The organism is Acrocarpospora catenulata, from assembly GCF_018476525.1.
In the GTDB taxonomy this organism is placed as follows: Bacteria; Actinomycetota; Actinomycetes; order Streptosporangiales; family Streptosporangiaceae; genus Acrocarpospora; species Acrocarpospora catenulata.
In genome coordinates, this window is the sequence record NZ_JAHCST010000018.1 from 140,410 (window position 1) to 165,530 (window position 25,121).

A 25,121-nucleotide genomic window follows, 5' to 3' on the forward strand; every position below is an offset into this window, starting at 1 on the left:
CTCATGCGCCGCTTCCCACGATCACTTGAAGATAGTAGGGATCGCGGGATCGCCAGGCGAGAGGCTGTGGGCGTTTGCCGGTAATTCGGTGCGGGTGGCGTGGACGCGGGCGCGGGCGGTGTCCAGCGGTTCGCGGCCGATGATCTCGCCGTCGCGGACGAGTTGGGCGAGGAGGGGGCGGCCGGCGGTCTCGTCGGGGGCCAGGGCGATGATCTCGGCGTCGGCGGTGGTGTCGTCGAGGGCGCGGTAGGCCCACTTGCGGCCGCCGCGGCTGGGTTTGCCGACGGATCTCTTGGCGACGGGGGCCAGGGCACCGGTGGCGTCCTCGCGGGCGACGAGCTTGTAGACGAGGTTGGCGGTGGGGGCGCCGGAGCCGGTGACCAGGGCGGTGCCCACGCCGTAGCCGTCGACGGGGGCGGCGGCCAGGGCGGCGATGGCGTACTCGTCGAGGTCGCCGGTGACCACGATGCGGGTGGCGGTGGCGCCGAGTTCGTCCAGCAGGCGCCGTACCTCGACGGCGGCCACGGCCAGGTCGCCCGAGTCGATGCGGACGGCGCCGAGTTCGGGGCCGGCCAGGTCCACGGCCAGGCGGACGGCCTCCGGGACGTCGTAGGTGTCGACGAGCAGGGTGGTGCCGGGGCCGAGGGCGGTGAGCTGGGCGCGGAAGGCCGCCGCCTCCGAGTCGTGCAGCAGGGTGAAGGCGTGGGCGCTGGTTCCGGCGATGGGCACGCGGTAGCGGAGGCCGGCCATCAGGTTGGAGGTGGAGCCGAACCCGCACAGGTAGGCGGCCCGGGCGGCGGCCACGGCGGCCTGCTCGTGGGTACGCCGGGAGCCCATCTCGATGATCGGCCGGTCCCCGGCGGCCTGGACCATCCGGGCGGCGGCCGAGGCGATCGCGCAGTCGTGGTTGAGGATGGAAAGGACCACCGTCTCCAGCAGCACGGCCTCGGCGAAGGTGCCCTCCACGACGAGGATCGGCGAGCCGGGGAAGTAACTCTCACCTTCCCGATAGCCGTATATATCGCCAGAAAAGCGGAATTTCGCGAGGAAGTCATAGGTGGGCCGGTCGACCACGTTCCGGAGAAAGCCCAGCTCATCGGGGCCAAAACGGAAGTTCTCCAGCATGTCAAGGACCCGGCCGGTGCCCGCCACCACCCCGTACCGCCGCCCTTTCGGCAGCCGCCGGGCGAACACCTCGAAAACCGCACGCCGGTGGGCGGCCCCGCTGGCCAGCGCGGCTTCGAGCATGGTCAGCTCATATTTGTCGGTGAGCAATGCCGTGCCCATGGTCATCTCCACGAGTCGAGAGTACGACCGGGTTAGGGCAGGATGGGGATGTGGGTAGCACCGCTCCAATGGAGGTCGAGCGTCCGGCAATCGACGTGCGGCCCGATCTGCCATGGCTGACCATCGTCTGGAATGACCCGGTCAACCTCATGTCCTACGTGACGTACGTCTTCCAGAGCGTTTTCGGCTTCCCGCGCGAGAAGGCGGAGAAGCTCATGCTCGACGTGCACTACAAGGGCAAGGCCGTGGTGTCCAGCGGCACCCGCGAGGAGATGGAACGGGACGTGCAGATCCTCCATTCGTACGGGCTGTGGGCGACCGTGCAGCGGGACTCCTGATGAGCACCGGTTTCCGGGCCACCAAGACCGGCGTGGCGATCAAACTGGACGAGGCCGAGGCCAGCGTGCTCCGGTCCCTGGTCGGGCTGGTGCTCGGCCTGGTCGAGCCCGGCACCACCGGCGACGACCCGCTGGAGCGCGCGCTGGGCATCGGCGTGGCCACCCCGCCGGTCCCCGCCGATCCCGTGCTGGCCCGGCTCTTCCCGTCGGCGTACGAGGACGACAAGGACGCCGGGGAGTTCCGCCGCTACACCGAGGCGAGTCTGCGCGACGGCAAGCGCGCCGACGCGGTGACCCTGCTGGACACCGCGACCGGCGGCCGGGTGGACCTCACCCCCGAGCAGGCCCAGGCGTGGCTGCGCGCGCTCAACGACGTGCGGCTGATGCTCGGGGTGCGGCTGGAGGTCACCGAGGAGGTGCACGAGGAGATCGCGGCCATGTCGGAGGAGGACCCGCGCTACCCCGCGTTCGTCACCTATGACTGGTTGACCTACCTCCAGGACACCCTCGTCCGGGCACTTTGGTAGCTTTCGGGCATGCTGACGATCTCACGGGAACTGGTCGATCTGATCGTGGCCCACGCCCGGGAGGACCACCCGGACGAGGCGTGTGGCGTGATCGCCGGGCGCGACGGCGTGCCCGAGCGGTACATCCGCATGGAGAACGCCGAACGTTCCCCCACCTTCTACCGGTTCGACTCGATGGAGCAGTTCAGGGTCTGGCGGGAGATGGACGACCGGGACGAGGAGCCGGTGGTCATCTACCACTCGCACACGGCCACCGAGGCGTACCCGTCGCGTACCGACATCAGTTACGCCTCCGAGCCCTACGCGCACTACGTGCTCTACTCCACCGAACTCGACCAGTTCCGCTCGTTCCGCATCGTGGACGGGGTGGTCGAGGAGGAGGAAGTGAAGATCCTGGACGTGGAAGGCTAAACTGGGGTCATGGTCTCGGCTGTGCAGAAGTACCTCTTCGCGCATTCCCGCTCGGTCGTCCTCTACGACTGTCGCTAGCACAAGGAATCCACCGCCCGTTTCCCTGTGTTCCTGAATACGACGATCGACCAAGGAGATTGACCGAGATGGCCATCGAGGTCCGCATTCCCACCATCCTGCGCACCTACACCGACGGCGCCAAGGCCGTCGACGCCTCCGGCGCCACGCTGGAGGAGCTGATCGGCGACCTGGAAGCCCGGCACCCGGGCCTGCGGGAGCGCCTCATCGACGCGGGCAAGCTGCGCCGCTTCGTCAACGTCTACCTCAACGACGAGGATGTCCGTTTCCTCGGCGGGCTCGGCACCCCGGTCGCCGACGGTGACACGGTCACCGTGCTGCCCGCCGTAGCCGGCGGCTGAGGTCTCCATGCGCTTCGAATCGCTGATCGACTCGGTCGGCCGCACGCCGCTGGTCGGGTTGCCCCGGCTCTCGCCGTCGGCGGACGTGCGGATCTGGGCCAAGCTGGAGGACCGCAACCCGACCGGTTCGATCAAGGACCGCCCGGCGCTGTGGATGATCGAGCAGGCGGAGAAGGACGGCTTGCTCACCCCCGGCTGCACGATCCTGGAGCCGACCTCCGGCAACACCGGCATCTCGCTGGCCATGTCGGCCCGGTTGAAGGGGTACCGGCTGATCTGCGTGATGCCGGAGAACACCTCCGAGGAGCGGCGGCAGTTGCTCCGCATGTGGGGGGCGGAGATCATCTCCTCCCCCGCGGCGGGCGGCTCCAACGAGGCGGTCCGGGTCGCCAAGGGCCTGGCCGCCGAGCATCCCGACTGGGTGATGCTCTACCAGTACGGCAACCCCGCCAACTGGCGTTCCCACTACGAGTCCACCGGCCCGGAGATCCTGGCGGACCTGCCCACGGTCACCCACTTCGTGGCCGGGCTCGGCACCACCGGCACCCTGATGGGCGTCGGCCGCTTCCTGCGCGAGCGGGTCCCCGGCGTGCAGATCGTGGCCGCCGAGCCCCGCTACGGCGAGTTGGTGTACGGGCTGCGCAACGTGGACGAGGGCTTCATCCCCGAGCTGTACGACCCGGACGTGCTCACCACCCGGTTCTCCGTCTCCTCGGCCGACGCCCTGGCCAGGACCCGGGAGCTGCTGGGCACCGAGGGCATCTTCGCCGGCATCTCCACCGGGTGCGCGCTGCACGCGGCGCTGGGCATGGCGCGCAAGGCCGTACGGGCGGGGGAGCGGGCCGACATCGTGTTCGTGGTCGCCGACGGCGGCTGGAAGTACCTGTCCACCGGCGCCTACGAGGGCACCCTGGACGAGGCGGAGGACCGCCTGGAAGGCCAACTCTGGGCCTAAACGTCCCCTACCTGAACGGCGAGACGCCCGCCTCCCCTGAGAGTGGAGGCGGGCGTCTCTTTTATGGTGCCAGGCCGTGCGGTGGGTGGGAGCTTCGGCCTGGCGTTGGAGGATGGTCTAGTTGAACAGCACCCGGAGGGTGAAGCTGGCCTCGGCGCCGGAGTACTGGCCGCTGAGGCCGACCGCCCGGAGCACCTCGAGGTTCTTGCGCTCCTCGCCCTGGAGCGAGCTGAGGTAGAGCTTCTCGATCTTGTCCAGATTCACGTACAGGGCGAAGGTGGCGGAGTCGGCGTTGGGGATGGCCTGCTGGAAGGTCTCGCTGTCCTTGAGGGCGCCGTCGCCGGCCAGCTTGGCCGCGTACTCCTCGGTGGTGGCCACCACCAGCTTGCCGTCGCCCGGCTTCTTGGTCAGCTGCACCGGGGTGCCACTGTTGGCGAAGGCCTGCTCGATCTTGGCCAGCACCTCCTGGGCCTTGGCCGGGTCGGTGGACAGTACGGTGCCGACGTTGGGCAGGTCGCCCTCCAGGCCCTGCTCGTCCACCGCCACGGTGACGCTCTTGCCGAGCACGGTGGCCAGGTCGTCCGGCAGGGTCAGGCCGAACTGCTGCTGCGCCTGGGCGACGAACTGCTCCATGTTGACGCCCTGGCCGCCGGCCGAGCCGGACGCCTTGAGGATCTCGTTCCACTGCTTGCTCAGCAGCTCGCCGATACCGGAGACCGCGAACGCGCCGACGGTGCTGTCCGGCAGCTCGCCGATGCGGACCGGCTCCAGGTCGCCGGTGACCTTGGTGTCCACGCCGCGCACCAGGCCGGCCAGCTCGGCGTAGTCGCCGTCGAAGCGGAGCGCGGCGGCGAACCGGCCGTTCTTGATCTGGTCGGACAGTCCCGGGTCCAGCGAGGCGGCGCCGGAGGCCTTGAGCACCTCCGCCGCGTCGGCCCAGAAGGAGAGCACGCCGGGCTCGCCCAGCGCCTCCAGGTCACCGGCGAACTCGCCGTTCTGGGCCAGTGTGGTGCCCTTGGCGAACTTGTCGGCCTGCTGCTGGTTCTCCGCGATGATCGCGTACCCGTCGCGGAAGGCGATGCCGGTCTTGGCGCGCTCCTCGCCGCTGGTCTTGTCGATGAACGCGCGAGCCCCCGCCTCGTCGGTCACCTGTACGGCCAGGGCGACGGCGTACGCCTCACCCTCCGTGCTGCCCGGGTAGACGGCGACGCCCGCCCGGCTGCCGAGCCACGGCTCCACGTCCTTGGCGTAGTCGAGCTTGGCCATGGTGGGGGTGCTCTCCTGGAGTACCTGGAAGAGCGCCTGGCGCGGGTCCTCGCCGGAGAACATGTCCTTGGTGGCGCCGAACTTGCGGGCGATCTGGAACAGGGCCAGCTTCTGGTTGGCGGCCGGGTCCATGTCGAACCGGACGTACGCGTACGCCCCGGCCGGGAGGACCTCGTGCGGCTGGGTGCCGCCGCCGCTCAACGCGGAGAACGCCCAGATGCCGCCGCCGCCCACCACACCGGCGATCAGCGCGGCGATGATGGCGATGATCCAGCCCTTTCCTGGGCCGCGCTTGGGCTCGGGGGCGTGGACCACCGGGGGCAGGCCGTAGCCGAGCTCCTCCGGCTGCTGCCAGTTCTGCTGCGGGTACGCCTGCTGCTGGGCGTAGGGCTGCTGGTACGGCTGCTGGTAGCCCTGCTGGTACCCCTGCTGGCCGTACTGCTGCTGGTACTGGTCGGCTGCCGGGAACTCGACGCGGGTCTGGTCGGCGTACTGGCCGGGAGCCGCCTGGCCCGGGTACTGGACCCGGGTGGCGTGGTCATCCTGCCCGCCGGGGCCCGGGTACGCCATGCGGGTCGGGTCGCCCTCGGGCTGGGTGTTGGGCTGCTGGGCGTACGGGTTGGGATTCCGGTAGGAGACGGTCCGATCCGGATCCTGGTTCGCGGGGAACGGGAAGCCCGGGGGGTTCTCGGCAGGCATCTTCTCACTCACAAAATGGGCGTAATCTCGGCGAGTTTGAAAATATGCCACAGTTCCTGCGATTCGCTTGCAAAGCGCTTGATGCCTACTCGCGGCTGAGCTCCTCGGCCGTTGCCTTGAGGTGGATCTCGCCGGTGTCGCTGGATTCGATCAGGTCCCAGGGGACCACGCGGCTGTGCGCGTACAGGAGTCTGGTGAAGTGCTGGAAGGCGCCGGTGAGCCGGCCGTTGGCGTCCCGGTGCAGGCCGAGCAGGAACGGGGCGCGCCGACGGGACACGATCAGTCCGGGCGTGCCGTCCCGGTCGAGCCTGCGGTCCAGCCAGTTTCTGCCGTCCTTGAGCAGGCGCACGTCCACGACATGGCCCACCCAGACACCCCGTGAATCCCAGACACACTGTCCGACAAGCTGCCGGGCCCCCATCACCATAGATCATCCCCCCGCCCTGGGATGTGCCCAGTTTCCGCTGGTCAGGGGGCTAATGGGCGGGTCAAGAAGCCGCATAGGGTACGGCAGGCTAAAGTAGCCCGACAGAACATCATTCGGTTTCTGGGGGGGGTTGGGCGTGACCAAGTTCGACGAGGCGACCCGGGCTGTCCGGGTGGACGAGAACACCTACGACGTCTGCCTGGACGACGGTTACTCGATCGGCGGCCCGCTCAACGGCGGCTACCTCATGGCCGTGGTCCTGCGTGCCGTCGTCGACGCCTCACCCCACGAGCATCCGGTCTCCACCAGCGTCCAGTTCCTGCGCAGCGCCCGCCCTGGCCCCGGCCAGGTCCGGCTGCAGACCGTCAAATCCGGCCGCACCGCCACCGTCACCCGGGCCACCCTCATCTCCCAGGACGTTCCCTACCTGGAAACCCTGATCACCACCGCCACCCTCGACCCGGACGCGGTCCCCCACTATCGCGAGTCGCCAGCCACCTCGCTGCCCCCACTCGACGACTGCGTCAAACTCCCCGACCCCAAACCCGGCTCCGGCATCACCCTCGGCCTCCAGACCGACCTCCGCTTCGACCCGCCCACCATCGGCTGGGCGACCGGCACCCCCACCCGCCGCCCCGAATCCCGCGCCTACTTCCGCCTGGCCGAACCCCAGGACCCCGACCCCTACGTCCTCGCCCTGGCCGTGGACGCCCTCCCGCCCGTCACCTTCTCCGCCGGCCTGCGCGGCTGGGCGCCCACGGTCGAACTCACCTGGCACCTGCGCGCCCTCCCGGCTCCCGGCTGGCTCACCGTCACCGCCGCCGGCCGTCTCATCTCCGACGACTGGTTCGACGAGGACGTCGAGGTCCACGACTCCACCGGCGCGTTAGTGGCCCAGTCCCGCCAACTGGCCCGCGTCGGCCGAGCCTGACCACGGCGCGGGGCTTGTTACCGAGGGTGGCCGCCTGGGTACCGGAAGCGTGATGGGGTGCTGGGGGCGCGATGGTGTGGGCGTACGTGCAGGTTGGGGAGCTGTCCGGGCAGTGGGGGACGCAGCTTGCGCGGTTCGGGGTCGCGTTCGTGTTGTCGGCGGCGATCGGGCTGGAGCGGGAGATCCGGCAGCAGGCGGCGGGGTTGCGGACCTACACCGTGGTGGGGATCGGGGCGGCGCTGTTCACGTTCGTGAGCATGTACGGGTTCGCCGATGTGCTTGAGCCCGGGCGGGTGGTGCTGGATCCGTCCCGGGTGGCCGCGCAGATCGTGTCGGGGTTGGGTTTCATCGGTGCCGGGGTCATCTTCGTGCAGCGGGGGTCGGTCAAGGGACTGACGAGTGCCGCCACCATCTGGATGACCGCCGCGGTGGGGGCGGCCTCGGCGGCGGGGCTGCCGCTGCTGGCGGTGTTGACGACGGTGGCCTACTTCGCGGTGGCGTATCTCATCCGGCCGCTTTCCCGTCGGCTGCCTGGGTTGAGTGGCCGTACGCACCACTTCCGGATCACCTACAGCGAAGGCCATGGGACGTTGCGGGAGCTGGTCAACAGGTGCACCGAGGCGGGGTTTTCCATTATCGATCTGAGCACGCTGACCATCTCGCCCGAACCGGCCACGGTCAGCCGCCGGCACCCGCTCCAGGTCACCCGGGACGACCGCGAGGAGATCACACTCGGTCCCAGGGAAGCGGTGGACGGGCGGACCGTGCAGGTGGCCATCGGTGTGCTCGGGCGGGGCGACTCCGGTGCGCTGGCCGCACAGCTGGCCTCCGTTCCGGGGGTGCTGGCCAGCACGATGATCAGCGGCGACGAGGACTGAGCCGGACCCCGCCTTCGCCGGGGCCGTAATCCGGGGCAGCTGGGAATTCGTTGTTCTGCGGATTCTTACCGAGAGTGGTTGCGGAGGGTCCTTTAACCTTGGGAAGCATGTTGGACGCGAGTATTGGGATTTTTGATAGTGGTGTGGGCGGGCTTACCGTCGCCCGGGCGATCATCGACCAGTTGCCCCATGAATCGATCTTGTACGTGGCGGACAGCGCGCGCCAGCCGTACGGCCCGAAAAAGATCGCCGAAGTCCGGGCGTACGCGCTTGAGGTCATGGACCACCTGGTGGCCGACGGCGTGAAAATGCTGGTCATCGCCTGTAACAGTGCCAGCGCGGCGATGCTCAGGGATGCCAGGGAGCGGTACCCGGTGCCCGTGGTGGAGGTGATCCAACCGGCCACCAGGCGGGCGGTGCGGGCCACCAGGAACGGGCGGGTGGGGGTGATCGGGACGCGGGCCACCATCGAGTCGATGGCCTACCAGGACGCGTTCACGGCGGCGCCGGACGTGCGGCTGGTGGGGGTGGCGGCGCCCCGGCTGGTGGAGTTCGTGGAACGGGGCGAGACCGACAGCGAGGCGTTGATCGAGGTGGTGCGGGAGTACCTCGCGCCGATCCTGGACGAGGGGTGCGACACGCTCATCCTGGGCTGCACCCACTATCCGCTGCTGACCGGGGCGATCTCGTACGTGGCGGGCGACGGGGTGACCCTGGTGTCGAGCGCGGAGGAGACCGCCAAGGACGTCTACCGGGTGCTGCACGACCGGGGCCTCAGCGGTCCGACGCTGGTGCCCGCACAGCACCGCTTCCGGTCGACCGGGGATCCGGAGCTGTTCGCCCTACTGGGGCGCAGGTTTCTGGGACCGGAAATCCAGGCAGTTGAAATAGCTGCAGTTGGCGACATATCTGGAAATGGGAGGGCGTTGTGAGATTAACGATCGTCGGATGTTCCGGGAGTTTTCCCGGACCGGACAGCCCGTCCTCCTGCTACCTGCTGGAGGCCGAGGGGTTCCGGCTGCTGCTGGACTTCGGCAGTGGCGCGCTCGGCCCGCTCCAGCGGCACATCGGGCTCTACGACGTGGACGCGATCGGCCTGTCCCACCTGCACGCCGACCACTGCCTCGACCTCTGCCCGTACCACGTGGTGCGCACCTACTCCATGGAGGGCCCGTTCCCGAAGGTGCCCGTCTACGCCCCCGACGGCGCCGCCCGCCGCCTCAACGCCGCGTACGGCATGCCGGAGGAACCCGTCATGGAGAACTCCTTCGACTTCATCCCGCTCGCCCCGGGCCGCTGGGAGATCGGCCCCTTCGAGGTGACCACCGCCCGGGTGAACCATCCCGTTGAAACGTACGGGTTCCGGGTCTCGCACGGCGGCCGGTCGGTGGTCTACTCCGGGGACACGGGGGAGTCCCCGGAACTGGTCAGACTGGCGAAGGAGGCCGACCTGCTGCTCTGCGAGGCGTCCTTCGTCGACCTGCCCAACCTCCCCGTCGACCTGCACCTGAGCGGCCGGCAGGCGGCCGAGCACGCGGCCAAGGCGGGGGTGGGACAGCTGGTGCTCACCCACCTGGTGCCCTGGTTCGACCACGACCGGGTGCTGGCCGAGGCGGGGGGCGGGGGGTTCGCCGGGGGGATCGAGTTGGCCAGGAGTGGTGCGGTGTATGACCTAGGGTGAGGCTCATGGCTCGCTCTGATGGACGTGCGCCGGACCAGCTCCGCCCCGTCACGATCACCCGCAACTGGCTCGCCCACGCCGAGGGTTCGGTCCTCGTCGAGTTCGGCGGCACCAAGGTGCTCTGCGCCGCCACCGTGGAGAGCGGAGTGCCGCGCTGGCGCAAGGGCAGCGGCCTCGGCTGGGTGACGGCGGAGTACGCGATGTTGCCGCGGGCCACCAACACCCGGGGGGACCGGGAGTCGGTCCGCGGCAAGATCGGCGGGCGGACCCACGAGATCTCCCGGCTGATCGGGCGCTCGCTGCGGGCCTGCGTGGACTACAAGGCGCTCGGCGAGAACTCGATCATCCTCGACTGCGACGTGCTCCAGGCCGACGGGGGCACCCGGACGGCCGCGATCACCGGGGCGTACGTGGCGCTGGCCGACGCGGTGGCCTGGATGCGGAAGCGGCGCATGTGCCCGGGTGACCCGCTGGTCGACTCGGTGGCCGCGGTGTCGGTGGGCATCGTCGGCACCACCGCGCTGCTGGATCTCTGCTACGTCGAGGACGTGAAGGCGGAGACCGACATGAACGTGGTGATGACCGGCAAGGGCGCATTCGTGGAGGTGCAGGGCACCGCCGAGGGCACGCCGTTCGACCGGGACGTGCTGGACGAGCTGCTCGACCTGGCCGCCACCGGCTGCGCGGAGCTCACCGAGCTGCAGAAAATCGCTTTGGCCTGACCCGGCGACGCCCCCATGATGGGGCGCTGGAGGAAGATGATGACACGTCTGGTGCTGGCCACCCGGAATCCCGGGAAGATCGTAGAGTTCCGCCGCATCCTCGCCGAGGCCGGGGTGCCGATCGACCTGGTCGGTCTGGAGGCCTTCCCCGAGATCGGCGAGGTCGCGGAGACCGGGCTCACCTTCGCGGAGAACGCGCTGCTCAAGGCGCACACGGTGGCCAAGGAGAGCGGCCTGCCCGCCATCGCCGACGACTCGGGGCTCTGTGTGGACGCGCTGAACGGCATGCCGGGGATCTTCTCGGCCCGCTGGTCAGGGGGGCACGGCGACGACGAGGCCAACCTGCGGCTGCTGCTCGCCCAGCTGTCCGACGTGCCCGACGACCGCCGCCAGGCCCATTTCACCTGTACGGCGGCGCTGGCGTTGCCCACCGGCGAGGGGCGCACGGTGGACGGGGTGATGCCCGGGCGGATCATCCGGGAGCCCCGGGGGACCAACGGGTTCGGGTACGACCCGATCTTCGTGCCGGACGGCGAGAGCCGTACCAGCGGGGAGATGCCCGCGGCGGAGAAGGACGCGATCAGCCACCGGGGGATTTCGTTCCGGGCGATGATCCCGGTGATCGTCGAGATGGTGGGGCCGTTGTCGTAACCCGGTCGTAAGATCTTCTGTCGCCGCCGGGGCGTACCGTTCGGGGTGTGGAACCACGCACTGCGCCGCCCCGGTGGGCGGCTGCCCTGATCGGGGTGATCTCCGGCGCGGTCGCGCTCGGGGTCTCGCAGCTGGTCGCCGGGTTGTTCAACGGCGTCTCGCCGGTCATCGCGGTCGGCAACGCGGCCGTCGATCTCTCCCCGCTCTGGTTGAAGGAATGGGCGATCCGGGCCTTCGGCGAGAACGACAAGAACGTGCTGCTCGGCGGCATCCTCGTGGTCATCGTGCTGATCGCCGCCGGGCTGGGCGTGCTCGCCCGCCGCCGGGTGGGGTTCGGGGTGACCGGTCTGTTCCTGTTCGGCGCGGTCGGCATGGTGGCCGTGCTGTCGGGGGAGGACTCCGGGCCGTTCGGGATTCTGCCGCCGCTGCTCGGGGCGGCCGCGGGCGCGATGGTCCTGTCCTGGCTGTTCGCCCGGATCGAGCCGCCGCCGTGGGCGGAGTCTGAGCGCGCGGAGGCCGCCAGAGAGGTCACCACAGAGGCCGCTGGAGAGGCCGAGAGTGAGGCGGAGGATGAGGCCGAGCGGCCGCCGGTCATGCGGGCCGGTGCCGATCTGCACTCGTTCAACCGGCGGAAGCTGCTGACCGGGGTCGCGGTCGGAGCAGGGGTGGCGGGCGCTTCCGGGCTGGCCGGAGGGTGGCTGGCCGGGCGGAACGACGTCTCAGGCGCGCGGACGGAGGTCGCCAAGGCGCTGCCCACGGCGGCCACCCCGCTGCCGGAGCTGCCTCCCGGCGTGGACTTCAAGATCCCGAACCTGTCCCCGTTCACCACGCCCAACCACGACTTCTACCGCGTGGACACCGCCCTGGTGGTCCCCTCCGTGGACCCCAAGACCTGGACGTTGCGCATCCACGGCATGGTCGACCGCCCGATCGAGCTCACCTTCGACCAGCTCATCCGCCGCCCGCTGATGGAGGCCGACGTCACCCTCACCTGCGTCTCCAACGACGTCAACGGCCCCTATGTGGGCAACGCCCGCTGGCTCGGCGTCGCCATGGCCGACGTGCTCCGCGAGGCCGGCCTCCAGGCCGACGCCGACATGCTGCTCAGCACCTCCGACGACGGCTGGACCTGCGGCACCCCCGTGGACGTGGTGATGGACGGCCGGAACGCGATGTTCGCCTTCGCCATGAACGGCGAGGTCCTCCCCGTCTCCCACGGCTTCCCGGTCCGCCAGGTGGTGCCCGGCCTGTACGGGTACGTCTCGGCCACCAAATGGGTCGTCGACATCAAGGTGACCCGGTTCGACCGCGACGAGGCGTACTGGACGCCCCGCGGCTGGGCGCCCAGGGGCCCGATCAAGACCCAGTCCCGGATCGACCTGCCCAGGAACAAGGTCAAGGCGGGCACCAACACCATCGCCGGGGTGGCCTGGGCGCAGCACAGGGGCATCGAGAAGGTCGAGGTCAAGGTGGACGAGAGCGAATGGCGGGTGGCCAGGCTCGCCGAGGTGCCCGGCCCGGACACCTGGCGGCAGTGGGCGATCGACTGGGACTTCACGCCCGGCCTGCACACCATCCGCTGCCGCGCCACCGACGCCACCGGCCAGACCCAGACCAACAGGGGCGCGCCACCGGCCCCGGACGGGGCGACCGGTTACCCGAGCGTCCTGATGGAGGCCACCTGAGCCGAGTCAGGCACAGCCGGGCACATGGAAACGACCTGACCGACATCTGACCGGCGGGATTCCGGAAAGCCGCCGTTCCCGGCAGGGGTGGCCTCTACCATCGTCAATTCGAGGGGGGAGGGTGCCGGGTGTTCAGGGGAATGGCCGATCGGCAGGCCCGATGGCGGCTGCCGTCCGGTGTCTACAACCCCGTGGTCGCGGGGGACGGGCGCCGCTGGCGGGACTACGAGCAGGCCGCCGAGACGCCCGCCCCGAGCCTGGCCGAGCACCTGCCCCGGCCACGCCGCCCCGACCCGGACGGCGACTGGTTCGACCGCGGCTGCCGCCCGCCCCGGCTGGACGAGGCCCGGCCGTACGGGGTGGCCGGCGGGCTGGCGATGCCGGACCCGCGGACGCAGCAGGATCTGCTCCAGGCGGCGGTGGGGCGGTTCCCCGACCCGCGCGGCACCTGGATCCGGCTGGTCAACGCCGAGGGCCCGACCGAGGACCCGTTCCGGTCCACCAACGCCGTGGACTGCGCGCTGGCCGTGCTCTCCACCTGGCACGGGGAACCGGCCGTGGCCGCGCCCCGGCAGCCAGAGTACGACCGGGTGGGCAAACCAATGCTGACCGGCGAGTCCGGCGGGGTGGCCAGGGCCGAGCAGTGGCTGGGGCACCGGTTCGAGTACCTGGGGCAGGGCCGCCGGGCGTACGTGCCGGTCGCCCAGCGGCTGGCCGGCGGCGGGCACGGGGCCTCGGCGATGCTGATCACCCGCTGGCCGAACGGCGGCAGCCACGCCTGGAACGCCGTCAACTCCCGGGGCGAGGTGCTCTGGATCGACGCCCAGCGCGGCCACATGGCGGTGGAGCCGCCGTACGAGAACGTGACCGGGGTCTTCTGCGTCATCATCGACCGGGCGGGACAGCGGATTTGAACGCCGACTGCGCGCGGGTGCTGGCCGAGGAGTACTTCAACGGCGGCCGGGACCGTTCGGTGGAGGTGGCCGTGCACGCCTTCGAGGGCGGGTACGTGGCCTGGGCCAGGGACGAGGAGCCCGCGGACCCGAGCGTGCTGCCCGGGACCGTCGGGGGCGGCTGCATCGTCATCGACCGGATCACCGGCGAGGTCGCCGTCCGCCCCCTGCTCGGCCCCGAACTCGTCGCGGCGGAGTGGCCGGGCCGCACGCCCGGTTAGGCCGCCGCCAGCGCGTCCACGATGGAGGCCCGGGCCGCGCGGCGGGCGGGCAGCGTGGCCGCCAGCACCCCGGCCAGGCCGGACAGGGCGATCAGCAGCAGGATCTGCCCGGCTGGGACCGTGAAGGTGGTCTCGATGGGCATGCTCTTCATGGCCGCCCAGCCGAACACGGTGCCCAGCACCACCCCGATCAGCGCCCCGATCAGCCCGAGCACCAGCGCCTCCAGGGAGAGCATGCCGCGCAGCTGCCCCCGGGTCAGCCCGAGCGCGCGGACCAGCGCCGACTCGTGGGTGCGCTCGTGCACCGACAGGGAGAGCGTGTTGGCGATGCCCAGGATGGAGATGAGCACGGCCAGGCCGAGCAGCCCACCGAAGATCATCAACACCATGTCCAGCGCCTCGTCGAACTCGCCCCGGATCTCGGCCGCGCTCGCCACCTGCGCCGTCGGGTACGGCAGCGCCACCGCCTCCACGGCCCGCCGCGCCACGTCGGTGGCGACCCCGTGCTTGGCGCTGACGTAGACGGCGGCGGCGCCGGGGCTGCCGAAGTACCGCTTGAAGTCGGCCTCCGGCAGGATGGCCTGGGCCTGGTCCACGTCCTCCTCGTCGAAGAGAGCTGTGAGCCTGACGTTCACCGTGCCCGCCTCGGTGGTGGCGAGCGGGACCGTGTCACCGAGTTTCAGCTTCTTGGCACTGGCCAGTTGCTTCCCCACGGCGATGGTGCCGGGGGTCAGCGCGTCGAACGATCCTTCCGTGACGGTAGGACGGGTCTCGGGGCCGGACGGGAGGTTCATGACCACCCGCTCCTGCCCGTTCAGCTTGGCGGTGGTCAGCTGGGTCTCGATCACCGTGCCCAGCTCGGGCGACTGGCGCAGCGCGGCGGCCAGCGCGGACGGCAGGCCGCTACCCTCGGGACCGCGCTGGTCGGTGACTATGAAGTCCACCGGGAACTGCTTGTCCAGCTGGGCCTGCACGCTCTCCCGGGTGGTCGAGGTGACCACCGAGATGAGCGTCATCAGGGTGACGCCGATGGTCAGCGCCACGGTGGTGGTGGCCGCCCGCTTGGGGTTCCGCTGGGAATTGTCCACCGCGAGCCTGCCGGGCACCCCGAAGAGCCGGCGCGGCAGCCAGCCTGCGACCGCCGCCAGCGGGCGCATCAGCACCGGGCTGACGACCAGCACGCCGAGGAAGGTGACCGCGCCGCCGGCCACCACGGCCACCAGTGCCGTGTCGCCGTTCTCCATCGTCACCCCGATGGCGGTGACGGCCGCCCCGGCGAGCAGGAAGAGGCCCGCGAAGATCATCCGTACCAGACCGGCCCGGAAGGTGGGCTCCTCCAGCTGGGAGCGCAGGGCCGCCACCGGGGGCACCCGGGTGGCGGCACGGGCCGGGAACAGGGCCGCGCCGACCGTGACGACCATGCCGACCAGCAGGGACACCACGATGGTCAGCGGTTTGAGGGAGATCGGCGCGTCGGTCGGCATGGGTGCGCCGAGCTGCCCGAGCACGGCCAGCGCGCCCGCCCCCAGGCCGAGGCCCACCACCAGGCCGAGCGCCGAGGAGAGCACCGCGACCACCACCGACTCGATCACGATCGAGCCGAAGACCTGGGTCCGGGTGGCGCCGATGCAGCGCAGCAGCGCCATCTCGCGGGTGCGCTGGGCGACCAGGATGTTGAACGTGTTGTAGATCACCAGAGCCGCCACGAACATCGCGATCAGACCGAAGATCAGCAGGAAGAGCCTGAAGTAACCGGCCTCGATATTGGAGGCCCTGGCCAGCTCGTCGGCGAGTTCGGTGCCGGTCTGGACCCGGTAGCCGGGGCCGGTGAGGGCGGCCACCGCGTCCCGCAGGGACTCGGGGTTCGGGCCCGCGATGTTGATCTCCCGATAGCCTTTGGCGGCGGTCATACGCTGGGCGGTCTCGGCGGTGAAGCCGACCGCGCCGGTGTAGGCGAGCCACTGGTCCACCCCCACGTCGAAGAGGCCGACCAGGGTGAAGTCGTGCTTCCCGCCCTCCGGGTCGAGCACGGTGATGGTGTCGCCGATGGCGAACTGCCGGGTCTTGGCGGTGTTCTCGTCCAGGATGGCATCGGTGGGCCTGGTCGGGCCGACCCCGCTGGTGACGGTGGTGCGGGCCAGCGTGCCGGTGGCGATGGAGATGCCCGTGGTCGGCACGTTGCCGACGGCCTTGCCGTTCCTGCCGAGTAGCGGTGCCGGGCCGCCGAGCAGGCCCTGCGCGTCGGTCACACCGGGCACTGCGCGGATCTTGGCCAGTAGCTCGGCCGGGATCTCGTCGTCCTCCTTCGACCGGACGGCGACGTCCACTTTCTCCGCGTCGGCGGTGAACTTCTGCTGGAAGCCGACCTCGATGGTGTCGGTCAGCACGAAGGTCCCGCCGATGAACCCGACCCCCAGCGTGATCGCCAGGGAGGTGAGCAGCAGGCGGAGCTTGTGGGCCAGCAGCCCCGCGAGGGTGGTCCGGAGCACGGCTCAGGCCTCCAGCTTCAGCAGCGTGTCGAGCACGGTCTGCGGCGTGGGGGAGGTCACCTCGGTGACCAGCAGGCCGTCCCTGAGGAAGATCACCCGGTCGGCGTAGGAGGCGGCGCCCGGGTCGTGGGTGACCATCACGATGGTCTGGCCCAGCTCCCGGACCGAGCGGCGCAGGAAGGAGAGCACCTCGGCGCCGCTGCGCGAGTCCAGGTTCCCGGTCGGCTCGTCCGCGAAGATCACCTGCGGCTTGCTGATCAGCGCCCGGGCCACCGCCACCCGCTGCTGCTGGCCGCCGGAGAGCTGGCTCGGCCGGTGGCCCAGCCTGTCCCCCAGCCCGAGCGTCTCGATCACCCGGTCCAGCAGCACCTGGTCGGCCTGGCGGCCCGCGATGTCCAGCGGGAGGCGGATGTTCTGCTCGGCGGTGAGCGTGGGCAGCAGGTTGAACGCCTGGAAGACGAAGCCGATACGGTCCCGGCGGAGCAGCGTGAGCTGCTTGTCGGAGAGCCCGGTGATCTCCGTGTTCCCGATGGTGACGGTGCCCCCGGTGACCGAGTCAAGACCGGCCAGGCAGTGCATCAGGGTCGACTTCCCGCTGCCGGAAGGGCCCATGATCGCGGTGAAGGCGCCGGTGGCGAAGCCCACGTCGATGCCGCGCAACGCGTGCACCGCCGCGTCGCCCTGGCCGTACACCTTGGTGAGTCCCGTGGCCACGACGGCGTGCTGGACTTCGGTGAGAATCGTCATGCCAGTAACGCTAGGGGGCGGGCATCCACGTTCCCTCGGTCCTCGGTACCGACTTCGGATGCCCCTCGCGGGGGGGTGGCCGGGGTCGAGGTGCTACTCCTGGGGTAGCCGGCGGTCAGACTTTTGGCCGATGGGTGATCAGGCCGCTCTCGTACGCGTAGACGACGGCCTGGGCGCGGTCGCGCAGGTCGAGCTTGGCGAGGATGCGGCCGAGATGGGTCTTCACCGTGGCCTCGGCCAGGTGCAGGCAGGCGGCGATCTCGCTGTTGGACAGGCCGCGCGCCACGTGGATGAGCACCTCGCGCTCCCGGGCGGTCAGCACGTCCGGGTCGCGGCCGGTCCGCCCGCCCGCAGGGAGGTAGGCGGCGACCAGGTCGAGCAGGCGGCGGGTGGTGCTCGGGGCCACCACCGCGTCCCCCTCGTGCACCGAACGGATCGCGTTGAGCAGGTCGGCCGGGGGGACGTCCTTGAGCAGGAAGCCGGAGGCACCCGCGCGGATCGCGGCGAAGGCGTACTCGTCCAGGTCGAAGGTGGTGAGGATGATCACGCGTGGGGCGTTCGGTTCGGCGCGGATCAGGCGGGTGGCCTCCACGCCGTCCATCCGGGGCATGCGCACGTCCATCAGCACCACGTCCACCTCGGTGCCGCGCGCCGCCGCCACGGCGGCGGCGCCGTCTCCCGCCTCGGCCACCACCTCGATGTCCGGCTGGGCGCCCAGCACCATGCGGAAACCGGCCCTGACCAGTTCCTGGTCGTCGACGAGCATCACCCGGAGCACCGCGCTCACCGCCCCGCCGGGATCCGGGCGACGACCTGGAAGCCGCCGCCCAGCCGGGGCGAGGCGTGCACTGTTCCGCCGTACATGGTGACCCTTTCCCGCATACCGATCAGTCCGTGGCCGCCCTCGCCCGCCGGGGCCGCCGCGCCCCGGCCGTCGTCCAGGACGGTGACCGTGATCTCCCGATCTCCTGACTCCACCCGCACGTCGGCCTGGACGCCGGGGCCGCCGTGTTTGAGGGTGTTGGTGAGCGCTTCCTGGACGATGCGGTAGATCACCAGTTGCTCGCCCTGGGGGAGGCCCGCCAGGTCCTCGTCCGCACTGAGCCGCACCGGCAGGCCGGACTCCCGCACCTGCCGGACCAGCTCCGCCAGTTGTCCCAGCCCCGGCTGCGGCTGGTAGTCCTCCGCTCCCGGGCCATCCTCCCGCAACACCCCCACCAGGCGCCGCATCTCGCTGAGCGCCCGCCGTCCGGTCGCCGAGATGGCGTGTACGGCCTGGCGCGCCTGCTCGGGATCCCGGTCGATGGCGTAGCCGGCGCCGTCCGCCTGGACGACGATCACGCTCACGTTGTGCGCCACCACGTCGTGCAGTTCCCGGGCGATCCTGGCGCGTTCGGCGGCGGTGGCGATCAGCGCCTGCTGGTCGCGTTCCCGTTCTGCCCGCTCGGCGCGGTCCTCCAGACCCTCGATGTACCTGCGGCGCATGTTGGCGTAGATTCCGGCCAGCCAGACGGCGATCACGAAGGCCGAGGCGTTGGCGAAGATCTCCAGAGTGAAGTCGTCCCAGGCCCACAACGCCAGGAACGTGCCGAACTCGGCGACCAGCGCCGCCGCGATCGCCCAGGCCAGGTTCTTGCGGGCGGCCACGCCGTACATGGCGACCAGGACCGACATGCTCGCCGGGAGCGGTTGCAATGAGGCCAGCCACTGGGCGAAGCAGAGCGCCGCGATCACCGCGAACACCTGGATGGGGTAGCGCCTGCGCCATATCAGCGGGAGCAGCAGCGCCGCCGACAGCACGAACGCCGTCAGCTCGCCCGGGTGGTAGCTGGCCGCGATCGGCGGCACGCTCAGGTACTCCGGGGTTGCCACCAGGCAGAACAGCACCAGCGGCGCGACGGTGAGCACGTCCACCAGCGCGGGGTGCCGCCGTCGCCAGACACGGAGTCGGGCGAGCATGCACCCACGATACGTACCTGGCCATGGGTTTCCGGTCCGTCTCAGGGCGGATTCGCGGGTACGACCTAGGTCGCAGATCGGGTTTACACGGCCCTTACGGGGGGCCAGGCATCATTCTTTATAGGGAACGCCTCTTGGGGTGAGTAAAGGGATTACCTGCTGATGGGGAACGCAGGGGAGGGCCGCGCGGCGAAGAGGACGCGTCGCGCGGCCCTTCCGAAAGCGGACCCCCTGGTGGGGGGACTCGGACTACGGCGGAGCCGCTCCGATGCTGCTGCGGGCGTCGGGGTTGGCTCCGCCGGCCATTTTGGGGCTTCAATTTCCTGTTGCCGATAAATCGGCAGGACCACTCTGACCACTGTGGCGTTCTGCAAGTGGCCCGCTAGTGCTGCCCACGATGCTGCACGCGTTTGTCGAAAAACGCTCGCAAGGATCGTGATGAGAAATGCATTCTTCAGTACGTCAGACCTGGATCGCCCGGGTGGTCTCCGGCATGTTGATAGCGACCGCCGTCGTCTTACCGGCCGGCGGCGCGCAGGCGGCGGCCGAATGGACGCACGCCGCCGCCTGGGGTGACAACGGCGTCGGCCAACTCGGTGACGGGAGTCAGACGTCGTCGCCCGTTCCGGTCGCGGTGCTGGCGGCGGGGTACGGCTTCACGAAAGTGGCCGCCGGGGACGGCCACAATGTCGCGATCGGCGCCCAGGGCACCGTCTGGACGTGGGGTGGCAACCACGTGGGGCAGCTGGGGGACGGGACCACCACATCGCACCCGGCTCCCGTCAAGGTTCCCGGGCTGATCGGTGTGGTCGATGTCGCCGCGGGGTCGGACTTCACCCTGGCGCTGGCGTCGAACGGGCAGGTCTGGGGCTGGGGCAACAACTTCCGCGGCCAGGTGGGTGACGGGACCACCGTGCGCAGACTGAGCCCGGTTCGGTCGACCATCCTGTCCGGCGTCACCCAGATCACGGCCGGCCTGGACTACGCGCTGGCCCTGCGCGGTGACGGCTCGGCCCTGGCCTGGGGGGAGAACAGCCTCGGCCAGCTCGGTATCGGCAGCTACGACGACCAGGTGGTGCCGACGGTGCTGCCGACCCTCAACGGCATCGCCAAGATCTCTGCCGGAGGTCGTCATGCCCTTGCCCTTCGTACCGACGGCTCGGTGTGGGGCTGGGGGTACGGCTGGGACGGTCAGGTGGGTGACGGTACCCAGTACACCCGTCCGCTGCCGGTCAACGTCCTGACCTCCGAATACACCGACATCGCCGCAGGAAGCCGGTTCAGCCTCGGCATTCGCGTGGACGGCAGGCTCATGGCCTGGGGCGACAACAGCGCCGGCCAACTAGGCCTGGGCACCACCGAGCACCGCCTCCGCCCCACGAAGGTCACCACCCTGCCCGCCACGGTGACCGCCGTCTCCGCCGGCGGCGCCCACTCCCTGGTCGCCATGACCGACGGCACCGCCTGGTCCTCCGGCAGCAACGACTACGGCCAACTCGGCACCGGCCCCACCGGCGACAGCCTCGTCTTCACCCAGATCCCCAACCTGACCTCGGTCACCCAGGTTTCGGCCGCCTTCCGGCACTCTCTCGCCATCAGGGAGGTTCCCAAGCCCACCTACACGATCGAGGTCGTCTTCAAGAACCCAACGGTCCCCGCCGGTGGCACGGTAACCGCCCAGATCACCACCACCGCCCTGAACGGCTCAGTCCAGGAACTCACCCTGACCCCGACCACCCAGGGCATCCCCGCCACCATCACCCCGGCCACCGTCCAGGCAGGCGCCCAATCCACCCTCACCCTGACGGTCCCACCCCAAACCCCGCCCGGCACCTACCAAATCAAAATCACCGGCAAAACAACCCTCACCACAGTCCCCTCAGCCACAATCTCCACCATCTTCCCCATCCAGGTAACCCGCCCCGAATAACCCAACAACCCGGCAATCGCGACCAACAACAAATCCAGGCGATCGGCGCTCTAACCGGGTGGAGTCCAACGGGGGACCCGATGACCCGGGAGGTCCGATGAGACCTAGACCCATGGCTGTCGTACTCGCTGTCCTGACAGTCGCGGCTTGCGGAGGAGTCGCCGACACGCACACCCACACAGCCGGAGTGCGACACGAAGACACCATCAGATACGTCTCGGTACGAGGATGCTCGGATCCGGACGAGTGGCCGCCCAGCGCATGTGGGAACTGGCGGCTCGCCACGCACGGGGGTGAAATACAGGAGTTGGCGGACGCTTGGGTCGAACCGCTGAATGCCGAAGGCAAGCAGCTGAAGCAGGCCCAGGCGCCCATCGAGGTCAGCGGGGACGGCCGGCACGTCGCGTACTTCAGGAAGTCCGACAACAGGCTGGTCGTCCGGGAGGTCGGCGGACAGGTCCATGCCATGGCCGCCGACGTCCTGCCCAGGGGTTTCGGGATGGACGACGTGAAGTTGATGCTGTCGCAGGACGGCACACGCCTGGGCGTCATCTACTACGAGGAGCGGAAAGAACCCACCCGGGTGTACGACACCACGACCGGCGTCCTGCTCTGGACCGCACCCTGGGACGTGGAGTTCTACGGTTTCAGCGGCGACGCCGGCGAGCTCCTGGCCTACCGCGAGGGCGATGATTTCCGCATAGCCGATCTGTACGTCTTCGGACCGCCAGGAGAGTTGCTGCACCGTAAGCCCTCGGGGGAGGGCGTTGCCCTGGCACCCTACGCACTGGCCGCAGACGGCACCACCACAGCGGCGGTGACGTCCGGCCATCAAGGCGAAGGGACGGATGTCGTCGTCTACGACCTCACCTCCGGCCGAATCACGACGCGCCTACCGGTCCCGCTTGAAAGCCTCCACACGATCGCCTGGACAGGCCCGGCCCAGATAACCATCCACGACCATCACAAGGAGGGCAACGCACCGACACAGGTACGTGTCCTGCAGATCGACACCACCACGAAGAAGATCACGACCAGGGATGCCTACACGGTCCTGCCCGACTCGCTCACCTTCGAGTCCTGCGGCGGCTGATGCCCGTCAGACACCAGATCCTGGTAGCGGCCCGCCACGCCCGGAGACCGTTACCAGGACCCGCTTTTCAGCAGGTGGTCGATGAGCAGCCAGGCGCCGATCCCGGCCATTGCCGCGCCGGACAGGCGGCCGGTCAGGTGTGCGGCGGTGGGGCGGGTGTACAGGAGGGTTCGGGTGATGAGGCCCAGACACAGGTAGAACAGGGCGATGGTGGCCATGAAGGCCAGGCCGAGGACGCTGATCTGGGCCGCGATCGGCCAGGCGGCGCGCGGGTCGGTGAATTGCGGGAGCAGGGCCAGGAAGATGAGCAGGCCTTTGGGGTTGAGGCCGCTGACGCCGACGCCACGCCAGAAGGTGCGCCATCCGGCGCCGGGGTCAGGGGCGGGGTCACTGCCGGGGGCGCTGCCAGGGCCAGGGGTGGGGTCGGTGCGTGGGGTGGCGGGTGTTGTGGGGCGGGCGAAGGTGGTGGCGCCGTGCCAGATCAGGTAGAGGCCGCCGAGGAGGGTGAGACCGGTCAGCAGGGCGGGGGATCCGGCGACCAGGGCGCCGACGCCGCCGGCGACGATCAGAGTGATCGCGGCGTAGCCGGTGACCAGGCCGGTGACGGCGGGGTAGACCGAGCGGCCGCGTAGCCCCGCGCTGATGGTGAAGGCCCAGTCCGCGCCGGGGACGGCGATGAGCAGAAGCGCGACCACCCAGAAGGCGAGCACGGAACTTGCAGCCATGGAAGTCCCCCTGGGGCGGCGGTCGATACGGGGGAGAGTACGGTCAATCGGCTCGAAAGTGCTTTCAACTTTCACCTCGATGGCACCGTGTCGTGGAAGGATCTTCCACGTGGACGCGATTGACCGGAAGATTCTTGCCGAGCTTCAGCAGGACGGCCGGCTGACCATCACCGAACTCGCCGCACGGGTCGGCTTGAGCGTCTCCCCGTGCCATCGGCGGCTGCGGGAACTGGAACGCCGGGGAGCGATTCGCGGGTACCGGGCGATCGTGGATCCGGCGGCACTCGGCCTGACCTTCCAGGCACTGGTCTTCGTCACCATGCGCCAGGAAGACCGCGACACCCTGCTCGGCTTCGAGGCCGCGGTGGCCAGAGTGCCGGAGGTGGTACAGGCCCAGCGCTTGTTCGGCGACCCCGACTACCTGCTGCGCATCCTCACCGCTGACCTGACCGCCTACCAGGAACTGGAGGACGATGTGCTGTCCGCGTTGCCCGGCGTACAGCGGCTGAACTCCACCCTCGTCATGAAGCACGTCGTCAGCGACCGCCCGCTACCCACCTGAACTGGCCCCCTGGGGCGAGCAGTGTGATGATTCTCGGCTTGGCGACGTCGCCCCCGGGGCTCACGGGGTGAGCGGTAGCACCGGCACCGGCTGCACGAGATCCACCACCACGGGCACGAACGGCAACGTGGACCGCCCATGTCGAGCTCCATGGCCACCGGCTTCGGTGCCCTGCGCCACGATCGCCCAGGTCTACCGCCTGCCGGGCCTCCTCCAGGTCAGTGACCTGAATGATCAGAACCGCCCCCGCCCGACGGATGGGTTCAACGAACGGGCCCGGTATGGCGGGCTTCGGTCACCGCCTTCCGGCGTTGGCCAGGGCGTTCTCGGCCTGGGTGGCCAAGGTGGTGACCAGGTCGGCTGCGGAGGGGAGGTCGGTGATGAGGTCGACGGCCTCCCCGGCCCAGATCGGTCGCGCGGGGATGGTGCCTTGCGCCACATCGTCCTGGTAGTCCTGTTTGGCCTGGGGGTCGGCGGCGAGTTCGGCCTCGCGGCCGTGCCAGCGGTCGAGGTAGGGGTGGCCGAGGGTCCGGGCGGTGTACTTCGACGGCCAACGGGAGCCACGGGCGATGTCCAGTACGCTGCTGCGCTCGGTGTCCTGCCCCCGTCCTTCGAGGATCGCCTTGGTGGTCGCGGGGTCGACCAGAGCCTCGGTGGTGGCCTGGAAGCGGGTGCCGATCAGGGCTCCGGCAGCCCCCAAGGCCAAAACCGCGGCCACCCCGCGACCATCGGCGATCCCACCGGCCGCCAGCACCGGCACCGGCCCCACGAGATCCACCACCACGGGCACGAACGGCAACGTGGACCGCCCATGTCGAGCTCCATGGCCACCGGCTTCGGTGCCCTGCGCCACGATCACATCGGCGCCCAGGTCCACCGCCTGCCGGGCCTCCTCCAGATCAGTGACCTGAATGATCAGAACCGCCCCCGCCCGACGGATGGGTTCCACGAACGGGCTGGGATCGCCGAAAGACAACATGACCGCCTTGGGCCCGTATTCCAGCGCATACTCCACCGCACCGGCATCGGCCGCCCAGGTCAGAAACCCGACCCCCCACGGTTCGGTGCCAGAAGCAACGATCGGAAGCTCCCGATCCAGCCACTCCCGATCCCCGTTCCCAGCCCCCACCATCCCGAGCCCGCCCCCACGAGAGACAGCCGCCGCCAGCGCCCCACCAGCCGACCCACCCATCGGCGCCAGCACGATCGGCCACCGCACCCCAAACAACTTCGTAAACCCCGTCGACAACGCCATAACCAAATCATCGCCCCTTCACCGCCAGCCGCAACTTCGACCACCCCGAACCGGCCTCCAAGACACCCCTGCACAGATAAACCATTGCAACATTCGCGATCAGAACCCCCCAACGAAAAATCCCGAAATAAAGGGGACGCAACCTCTTTGCTTTCGAGCGTGAGCAATTTATCTCGCAAGGATGAAACAGGCTGCCTTTGCGAGTGGACTTGGTAATGGAGCCTGGTTTCGCGACCGTCGGGGACTCCTCTGATGCTGGCGGTAGTAGCCCACCCGCCCAATCGCGGTGATGCCCCACCCACCCGCCCAG

The 25,121-nt window shown here is 69.8% G+C and carries 26 protein-coding genes; 17 read left to right on the plus strand and 9 right to left on the minus strand.

From position 1 onward, the window contains the following. Positions 1-21: 21 nt before the first annotated feature. Positions 22-1,299 carry a nicotinate phosphoribosyltransferase gene (locus KIP79_RS20835; RefSeq protein ID WP_372453623.1) on the minus strand — a complete coding sequence of 426 codons (1,278 nt, stop codon included), beginning with the start codon at positions 1,297-1,299 and terminating at the stop codon, positions 22-24. Positions 1,300-1,355: 56 nt separating this feature from the next. Here KIP79_RS20835 and clpS point away from each other — a divergent pair, with 56 nt between their 5' ends. The 5 genes from clpS (at position 1,356) to KIP79_RS20860 (ending at position 3,937) form a co-directional block, all read left to right on the plus strand. After that, positions 1,356-1,625 (plus strand): ATP-dependent Clp protease adapter ClpS, encoded by a 270-nt coding sequence (gene clpS, locus KIP79_RS20840; protein ID WP_250213540.1) that lies wholly within the window; start codon positions 1,356-1,358, stop codon positions 1,623-1,625. Next, the gene (locus KIP79_RS20845) at positions 1,625-2,152 is read left to right on the plus strand and encodes a DUF2017 domain-containing protein (RefSeq protein WP_214106544.1); all 528 of its coding nucleotides are present in this window, start codon (positions 1,625-1,627) and stop codon (positions 2,150-2,152) included. The genes clpS and KIP79_RS20845 overlap by 1 nt, the downstream gene beginning before the upstream one ends. 9 nt (positions 2,153-2,161) lie before the next feature. Next, on the plus strand, positions 2,162-2,563 hold the full coding sequence (locus KIP79_RS20850; RefSeq protein ID WP_214106545.1) for a M67 family metallopeptidase: 402 nt from the start codon (positions 2,162-2,164) through the stop codon (positions 2,561-2,563). A 146-nt stretch (positions 2,564-2,709) separates the two neighbouring features. Beyond that, the gene (locus KIP79_RS20855; protein ID WP_214106546.1) at positions 2,710-2,982 is read left to right on the plus strand and encodes a MoaD/ThiS family protein; all 273 of its coding nucleotides are present in this window, start codon (positions 2,710-2,712) and stop codon (positions 2,980-2,982) included. Between the two features lie 7 nt (positions 2,983-2,989). Continuing rightward, entirely contained in the window at positions 2,990-3,937 is a 948-nt protein-coding gene (locus KIP79_RS20860; protein ID WP_214106547.1) for a PLP-dependent cysteine synthase family protein, read from the plus strand. 117 nt (positions 3,938-4,054) lie between these two features. On the opposite strand, the gene KIP79_RS20865 is transcribed toward KIP79_RS20860, so the two are convergent. Together KIP79_RS20865 and KIP79_RS20870 are read right to left on the minus strand one after the other, a co-directional pair. Then, positions 4,055-5,914 carry a DUF3352 domain-containing protein gene (locus tag KIP79_RS20865; RefSeq protein WP_308169815.1) on the minus strand — a complete coding sequence of 620 codons (1,860 nt, stop codon included), beginning with the start codon at positions 5,912-5,914 and terminating at the stop codon, positions 4,055-4,057. Between the two features lie 73 nt (positions 5,915-5,987). Beyond that, positions 5,988-6,269, minus strand: coding sequence for a hypothetical protein (locus KIP79_RS20870; protein WP_214106548.1), 282 nt, complete (start codon positions 6,267-6,269; stop codon positions 5,988-5,990). A gap of 196 nt (positions 6,270-6,465) precedes the next feature. On the opposite strand from KIP79_RS20870, the gene KIP79_RS20875 reads away from it, so the two are divergent. The 9 genes from KIP79_RS20875 to KIP79_RS20915 all read left to right on the plus strand — a co-directional run bounded on the left by KIP79_RS20875 (position 6,466) and on the right by KIP79_RS20915 (position 14,051). Next, positions 6,466-7,260 (plus strand): thioesterase family protein, encoded by a 795-nt coding sequence (locus KIP79_RS20875; protein ID WP_214106549.1) that lies wholly within the window; start codon positions 6,466-6,468, stop codon positions 7,258-7,260. A gap of 71 nt (positions 7,261-7,331) precedes the next feature. Next, a complete protein-coding gene (locus KIP79_RS20880; protein ID WP_214106550.1) occupies positions 7,332-8,138 on the plus strand; it encodes an MgtC/SapB family protein in 807 nt (268 codons plus the stop codon). A 107-nt stretch (positions 8,139-8,245) separates the two neighbouring features. Beyond that, positions 8,246-9,070 carry a glutamate racemase gene (murI, locus tag KIP79_RS20885; RefSeq protein WP_214106551.1) on the plus strand — a complete coding sequence of 275 codons (825 nt, stop codon included), beginning with the start codon at positions 8,246-8,248 and terminating at the stop codon, positions 9,068-9,070. After that, positions 9,067-9,819 carry an MBL fold metallo-hydrolase gene (locus tag KIP79_RS20890; protein ID WP_214106552.1) on the plus strand — a complete coding sequence of 251 codons (753 nt, stop codon included), beginning with the start codon at positions 9,067-9,069 and terminating at the stop codon, positions 9,817-9,819. The genes murI and KIP79_RS20890 overlap by 4 nt, the downstream gene beginning before the upstream one ends. Before the next feature lie 5 nt (positions 9,820-9,824). After that, on the plus strand, positions 9,825-10,541 hold the full coding sequence (rph, locus tag KIP79_RS20895) for a ribonuclease PH (RefSeq protein ID WP_214106553.1): 717 nt from the start codon (positions 9,825-9,827) through the stop codon (positions 10,539-10,541). A gap of 36 nt (positions 10,542-10,577) precedes the next feature. Then, a complete protein-coding gene (gene rdgB / locus KIP79_RS20900; RefSeq protein WP_250213541.1) occupies positions 10,578-11,192 on the plus strand; it encodes an RdgB/HAM1 family non-canonical purine NTP pyrophosphatase in 615 nt (204 codons plus the stop codon). A 47-nt stretch (positions 11,193-11,239) separates the two neighbouring features. Continuing rightward, positions 11,240-12,877, plus strand: a complete 1,638-nt coding sequence (locus KIP79_RS20905; RefSeq protein ID WP_214106554.1) for a molybdopterin-dependent oxidoreductase — start codon at positions 11,240-11,242, stop codon at positions 12,875-12,877. A 128-nt stretch (positions 12,878-13,005) separates the two neighbouring features. Next, the gene (locus KIP79_RS20910; RefSeq protein WP_308169816.1) at positions 13,006-13,791 is read left to right on the plus strand and encodes a toxin glutamine deamidase domain-containing protein; all 786 of its coding nucleotides are present in this window, start codon (positions 13,006-13,008) and stop codon (positions 13,789-13,791) included. After that, positions 13,788-14,051, plus strand: a complete 264-nt coding sequence (locus KIP79_RS20915) for an SUKH-4 family immunity protein (RefSeq protein ID WP_214106555.1) — start codon at positions 13,788-13,790, stop codon at positions 14,049-14,051. The genes KIP79_RS20910 and KIP79_RS20915 overlap by 4 nt, the downstream gene beginning before the upstream one ends. Here the strand turns inward: KIP79_RS20915 and KIP79_RS20920 are convergent. From KIP79_RS20920 to KIP79_RS20935, 4 genes are all read right to left on the minus strand, one after another. Further along, positions 14,048-16,540, minus strand: a complete 2,493-nt coding sequence (locus KIP79_RS20920; RefSeq protein WP_214106556.1) for an ABC transporter permease — start codon at positions 16,538-16,540, stop codon at positions 14,048-14,050. The genes KIP79_RS20915 and KIP79_RS20920 overlap by 4 nt on opposite strands. A gap of 3 nt (positions 16,541-16,543) precedes the next feature. Then, positions 16,544-17,287: an ABC transporter ATP-binding protein gene (locus KIP79_RS20925; RefSeq protein WP_214106557.1), complete on the minus strand. Its 744-nt coding sequence runs from the start codon at positions 17,285-17,287 to the stop codon at positions 16,544-16,546. A 115-nt stretch (positions 17,288-17,402) separates the two neighbouring features. After that, positions 17,403-18,065 (minus strand): response regulator, encoded by a 663-nt coding sequence (locus KIP79_RS20930; RefSeq protein ID WP_214106575.1) that lies wholly within the window; start codon positions 18,063-18,065, stop codon positions 17,403-17,405. 5 nt (positions 18,066-18,070) lie between these two features. Continuing rightward, the gene (locus KIP79_RS20935) at positions 18,071-19,246 is read right to left on the minus strand and encodes a sensor histidine kinase (RefSeq protein ID WP_214106558.1); all 1,176 of its coding nucleotides are present in this window, start codon (positions 19,244-19,246) and stop codon (positions 18,071-18,073) included. A gap of 445 nt (positions 19,247-19,691) precedes the next feature. Between KIP79_RS20935 and KIP79_RS20940 the strand changes: the two genes are divergently transcribed. Then, positions 19,692-21,176: an RCC1 domain-containing protein gene (locus KIP79_RS20940; protein ID WP_214106559.1), complete on the plus strand. Its 1,485-nt coding sequence runs from the start codon at positions 19,692-19,694 to the stop codon at positions 21,174-21,176. A gap of 112 nt (positions 21,177-21,288) precedes the next feature. Continuing rightward, positions 21,289-22,269 carry a hypothetical protein gene (locus KIP79_RS20945; protein ID WP_214106560.1) on the plus strand — a complete coding sequence of 327 codons (981 nt, stop codon included), beginning with the start codon at positions 21,289-21,291 and terminating at the stop codon, positions 22,267-22,269. Positions 22,270-22,319: 50 nt separating this feature from the next. Here KIP79_RS20945 and KIP79_RS20950 read toward each other — a convergent pair whose 3' ends face one another. Continuing rightward, positions 22,320-22,994 (minus strand): LysE family translocator, encoded by a 675-nt coding sequence (locus KIP79_RS20950; RefSeq protein ID WP_214106561.1) that lies wholly within the window; start codon positions 22,992-22,994, stop codon positions 22,320-22,322. 109 nt (positions 22,995-23,103) lie between these two features. Here KIP79_RS20950 and KIP79_RS20955 point away from each other — a divergent pair, with 109 nt between their 5' ends. Further along, a complete protein-coding gene (locus tag KIP79_RS20955) occupies positions 23,104-23,556 on the plus strand; it encodes an Lrp/AsnC family transcriptional regulator (protein WP_214106562.1) in 453 nt (150 codons plus the stop codon). Between the two features lie 295 nt (positions 23,557-23,851). Here KIP79_RS20955 and KIP79_RS20960 read toward each other — a convergent pair whose 3' ends face one another. Continuing rightward, positions 23,852-24,811 carry an NAD(P)H-dependent flavin oxidoreductase gene (locus KIP79_RS20960; protein ID WP_256447372.1) on the minus strand — a complete coding sequence of 320 codons (960 nt, stop codon included), beginning with the start codon at positions 24,809-24,811 and terminating at the stop codon, positions 23,852-23,854. Positions 24,812-25,121: the final 310 nt, after the last annotated feature.

Coding starts and splice junctions, on each gene's coding strand:
- clpS (WP_250213540.1), top strand. CDS start 1,356: ATGGAGGTCGAGCGTCCGGCAATCGACGTGCGGCCCGATCTGCCATGG.
- KIP79_RS20845 (WP_214106544.1), top strand. CDS start 1,625: ATGAGCACCGGTTTCCGGGCCACCAAGACCGGCGTGGCGATCAAACTG.
- KIP79_RS20850 (WP_214106545.1), top strand. CDS start 2,162: ATGCTGACGATCTCACGGGAACTGGTCGATCTGATCGTGGCCCACGCC.
- KIP79_RS20855 (WP_214106546.1), top strand. CDS start 2,710: ATGGCCATCGAGGTCCGCATTCCCACCATCCTGCGCACCTACACCGAC.
- KIP79_RS20860 (WP_214106547.1), top strand. CDS start 2,990: ATGCGCTTCGAATCGCTGATCGACTCGGTCGGCCGCACGCCGCTGGTC.
- KIP79_RS20880 (WP_214106550.1), top strand. CDS start 7,332: ATGGTGTGGGCGTACGTGCAGGTTGGGGAGCTGTCCGGGCAGTGGGGG.
- murI (WP_214106551.1), top strand. CDS start 8,246: ATGTTGGACGCGAGTATTGGGATTTTTGATAGTGGTGTGGGCGGGCTT.
- rph (WP_214106553.1), top strand. CDS start 9,825: ATGGCTCGCTCTGATGGACGTGCGCCGGACCAGCTCCGCCCCGTCACG.
- rdgB (WP_250213541.1), top strand. CDS start 10,578: ATGATGACACGTCTGGTGCTGGCCACCCGGAATCCCGGGAAGATCGTA.
- KIP79_RS20925 (WP_214106557.1), bottom strand. CDS start 17,287: ATGACGATTCTCACCGAAGTCCAGCACGCCGTCGTGGCCACGGGACTC.
- KIP79_RS20935 (WP_214106558.1), bottom strand. CDS start 19,246: ATGCTCGCCCGACTCCGTGTCTGGCGACGGCGGCACCCCGCGCTGGTG.
- KIP79_RS20940 (WP_214106559.1), top strand. CDS start 19,692: ATGCATTCTTCAGTACGTCAGACCTGGATCGCCCGGGTGGTCTCCGGC.
- KIP79_RS20945 (WP_214106560.1), top strand. CDS start 21,289: ATGGCTGTCGTACTCGCTGTCCTGACAGTCGCGGCTTGCGGAGGAGTC.
- KIP79_RS20950 (WP_214106561.1), bottom strand. CDS start 22,994: ATGGCTGCAAGTTCCGTGCTCGCCTTCTGGGTGGTCGCGCTTCTGCTC.
- KIP79_RS20960 (WP_256447372.1), bottom strand. CDS start 24,811: ATGGCGTTGTCGACGGGGTTTACGAAGTTGTTTGGGGTGCGGTGGCCG.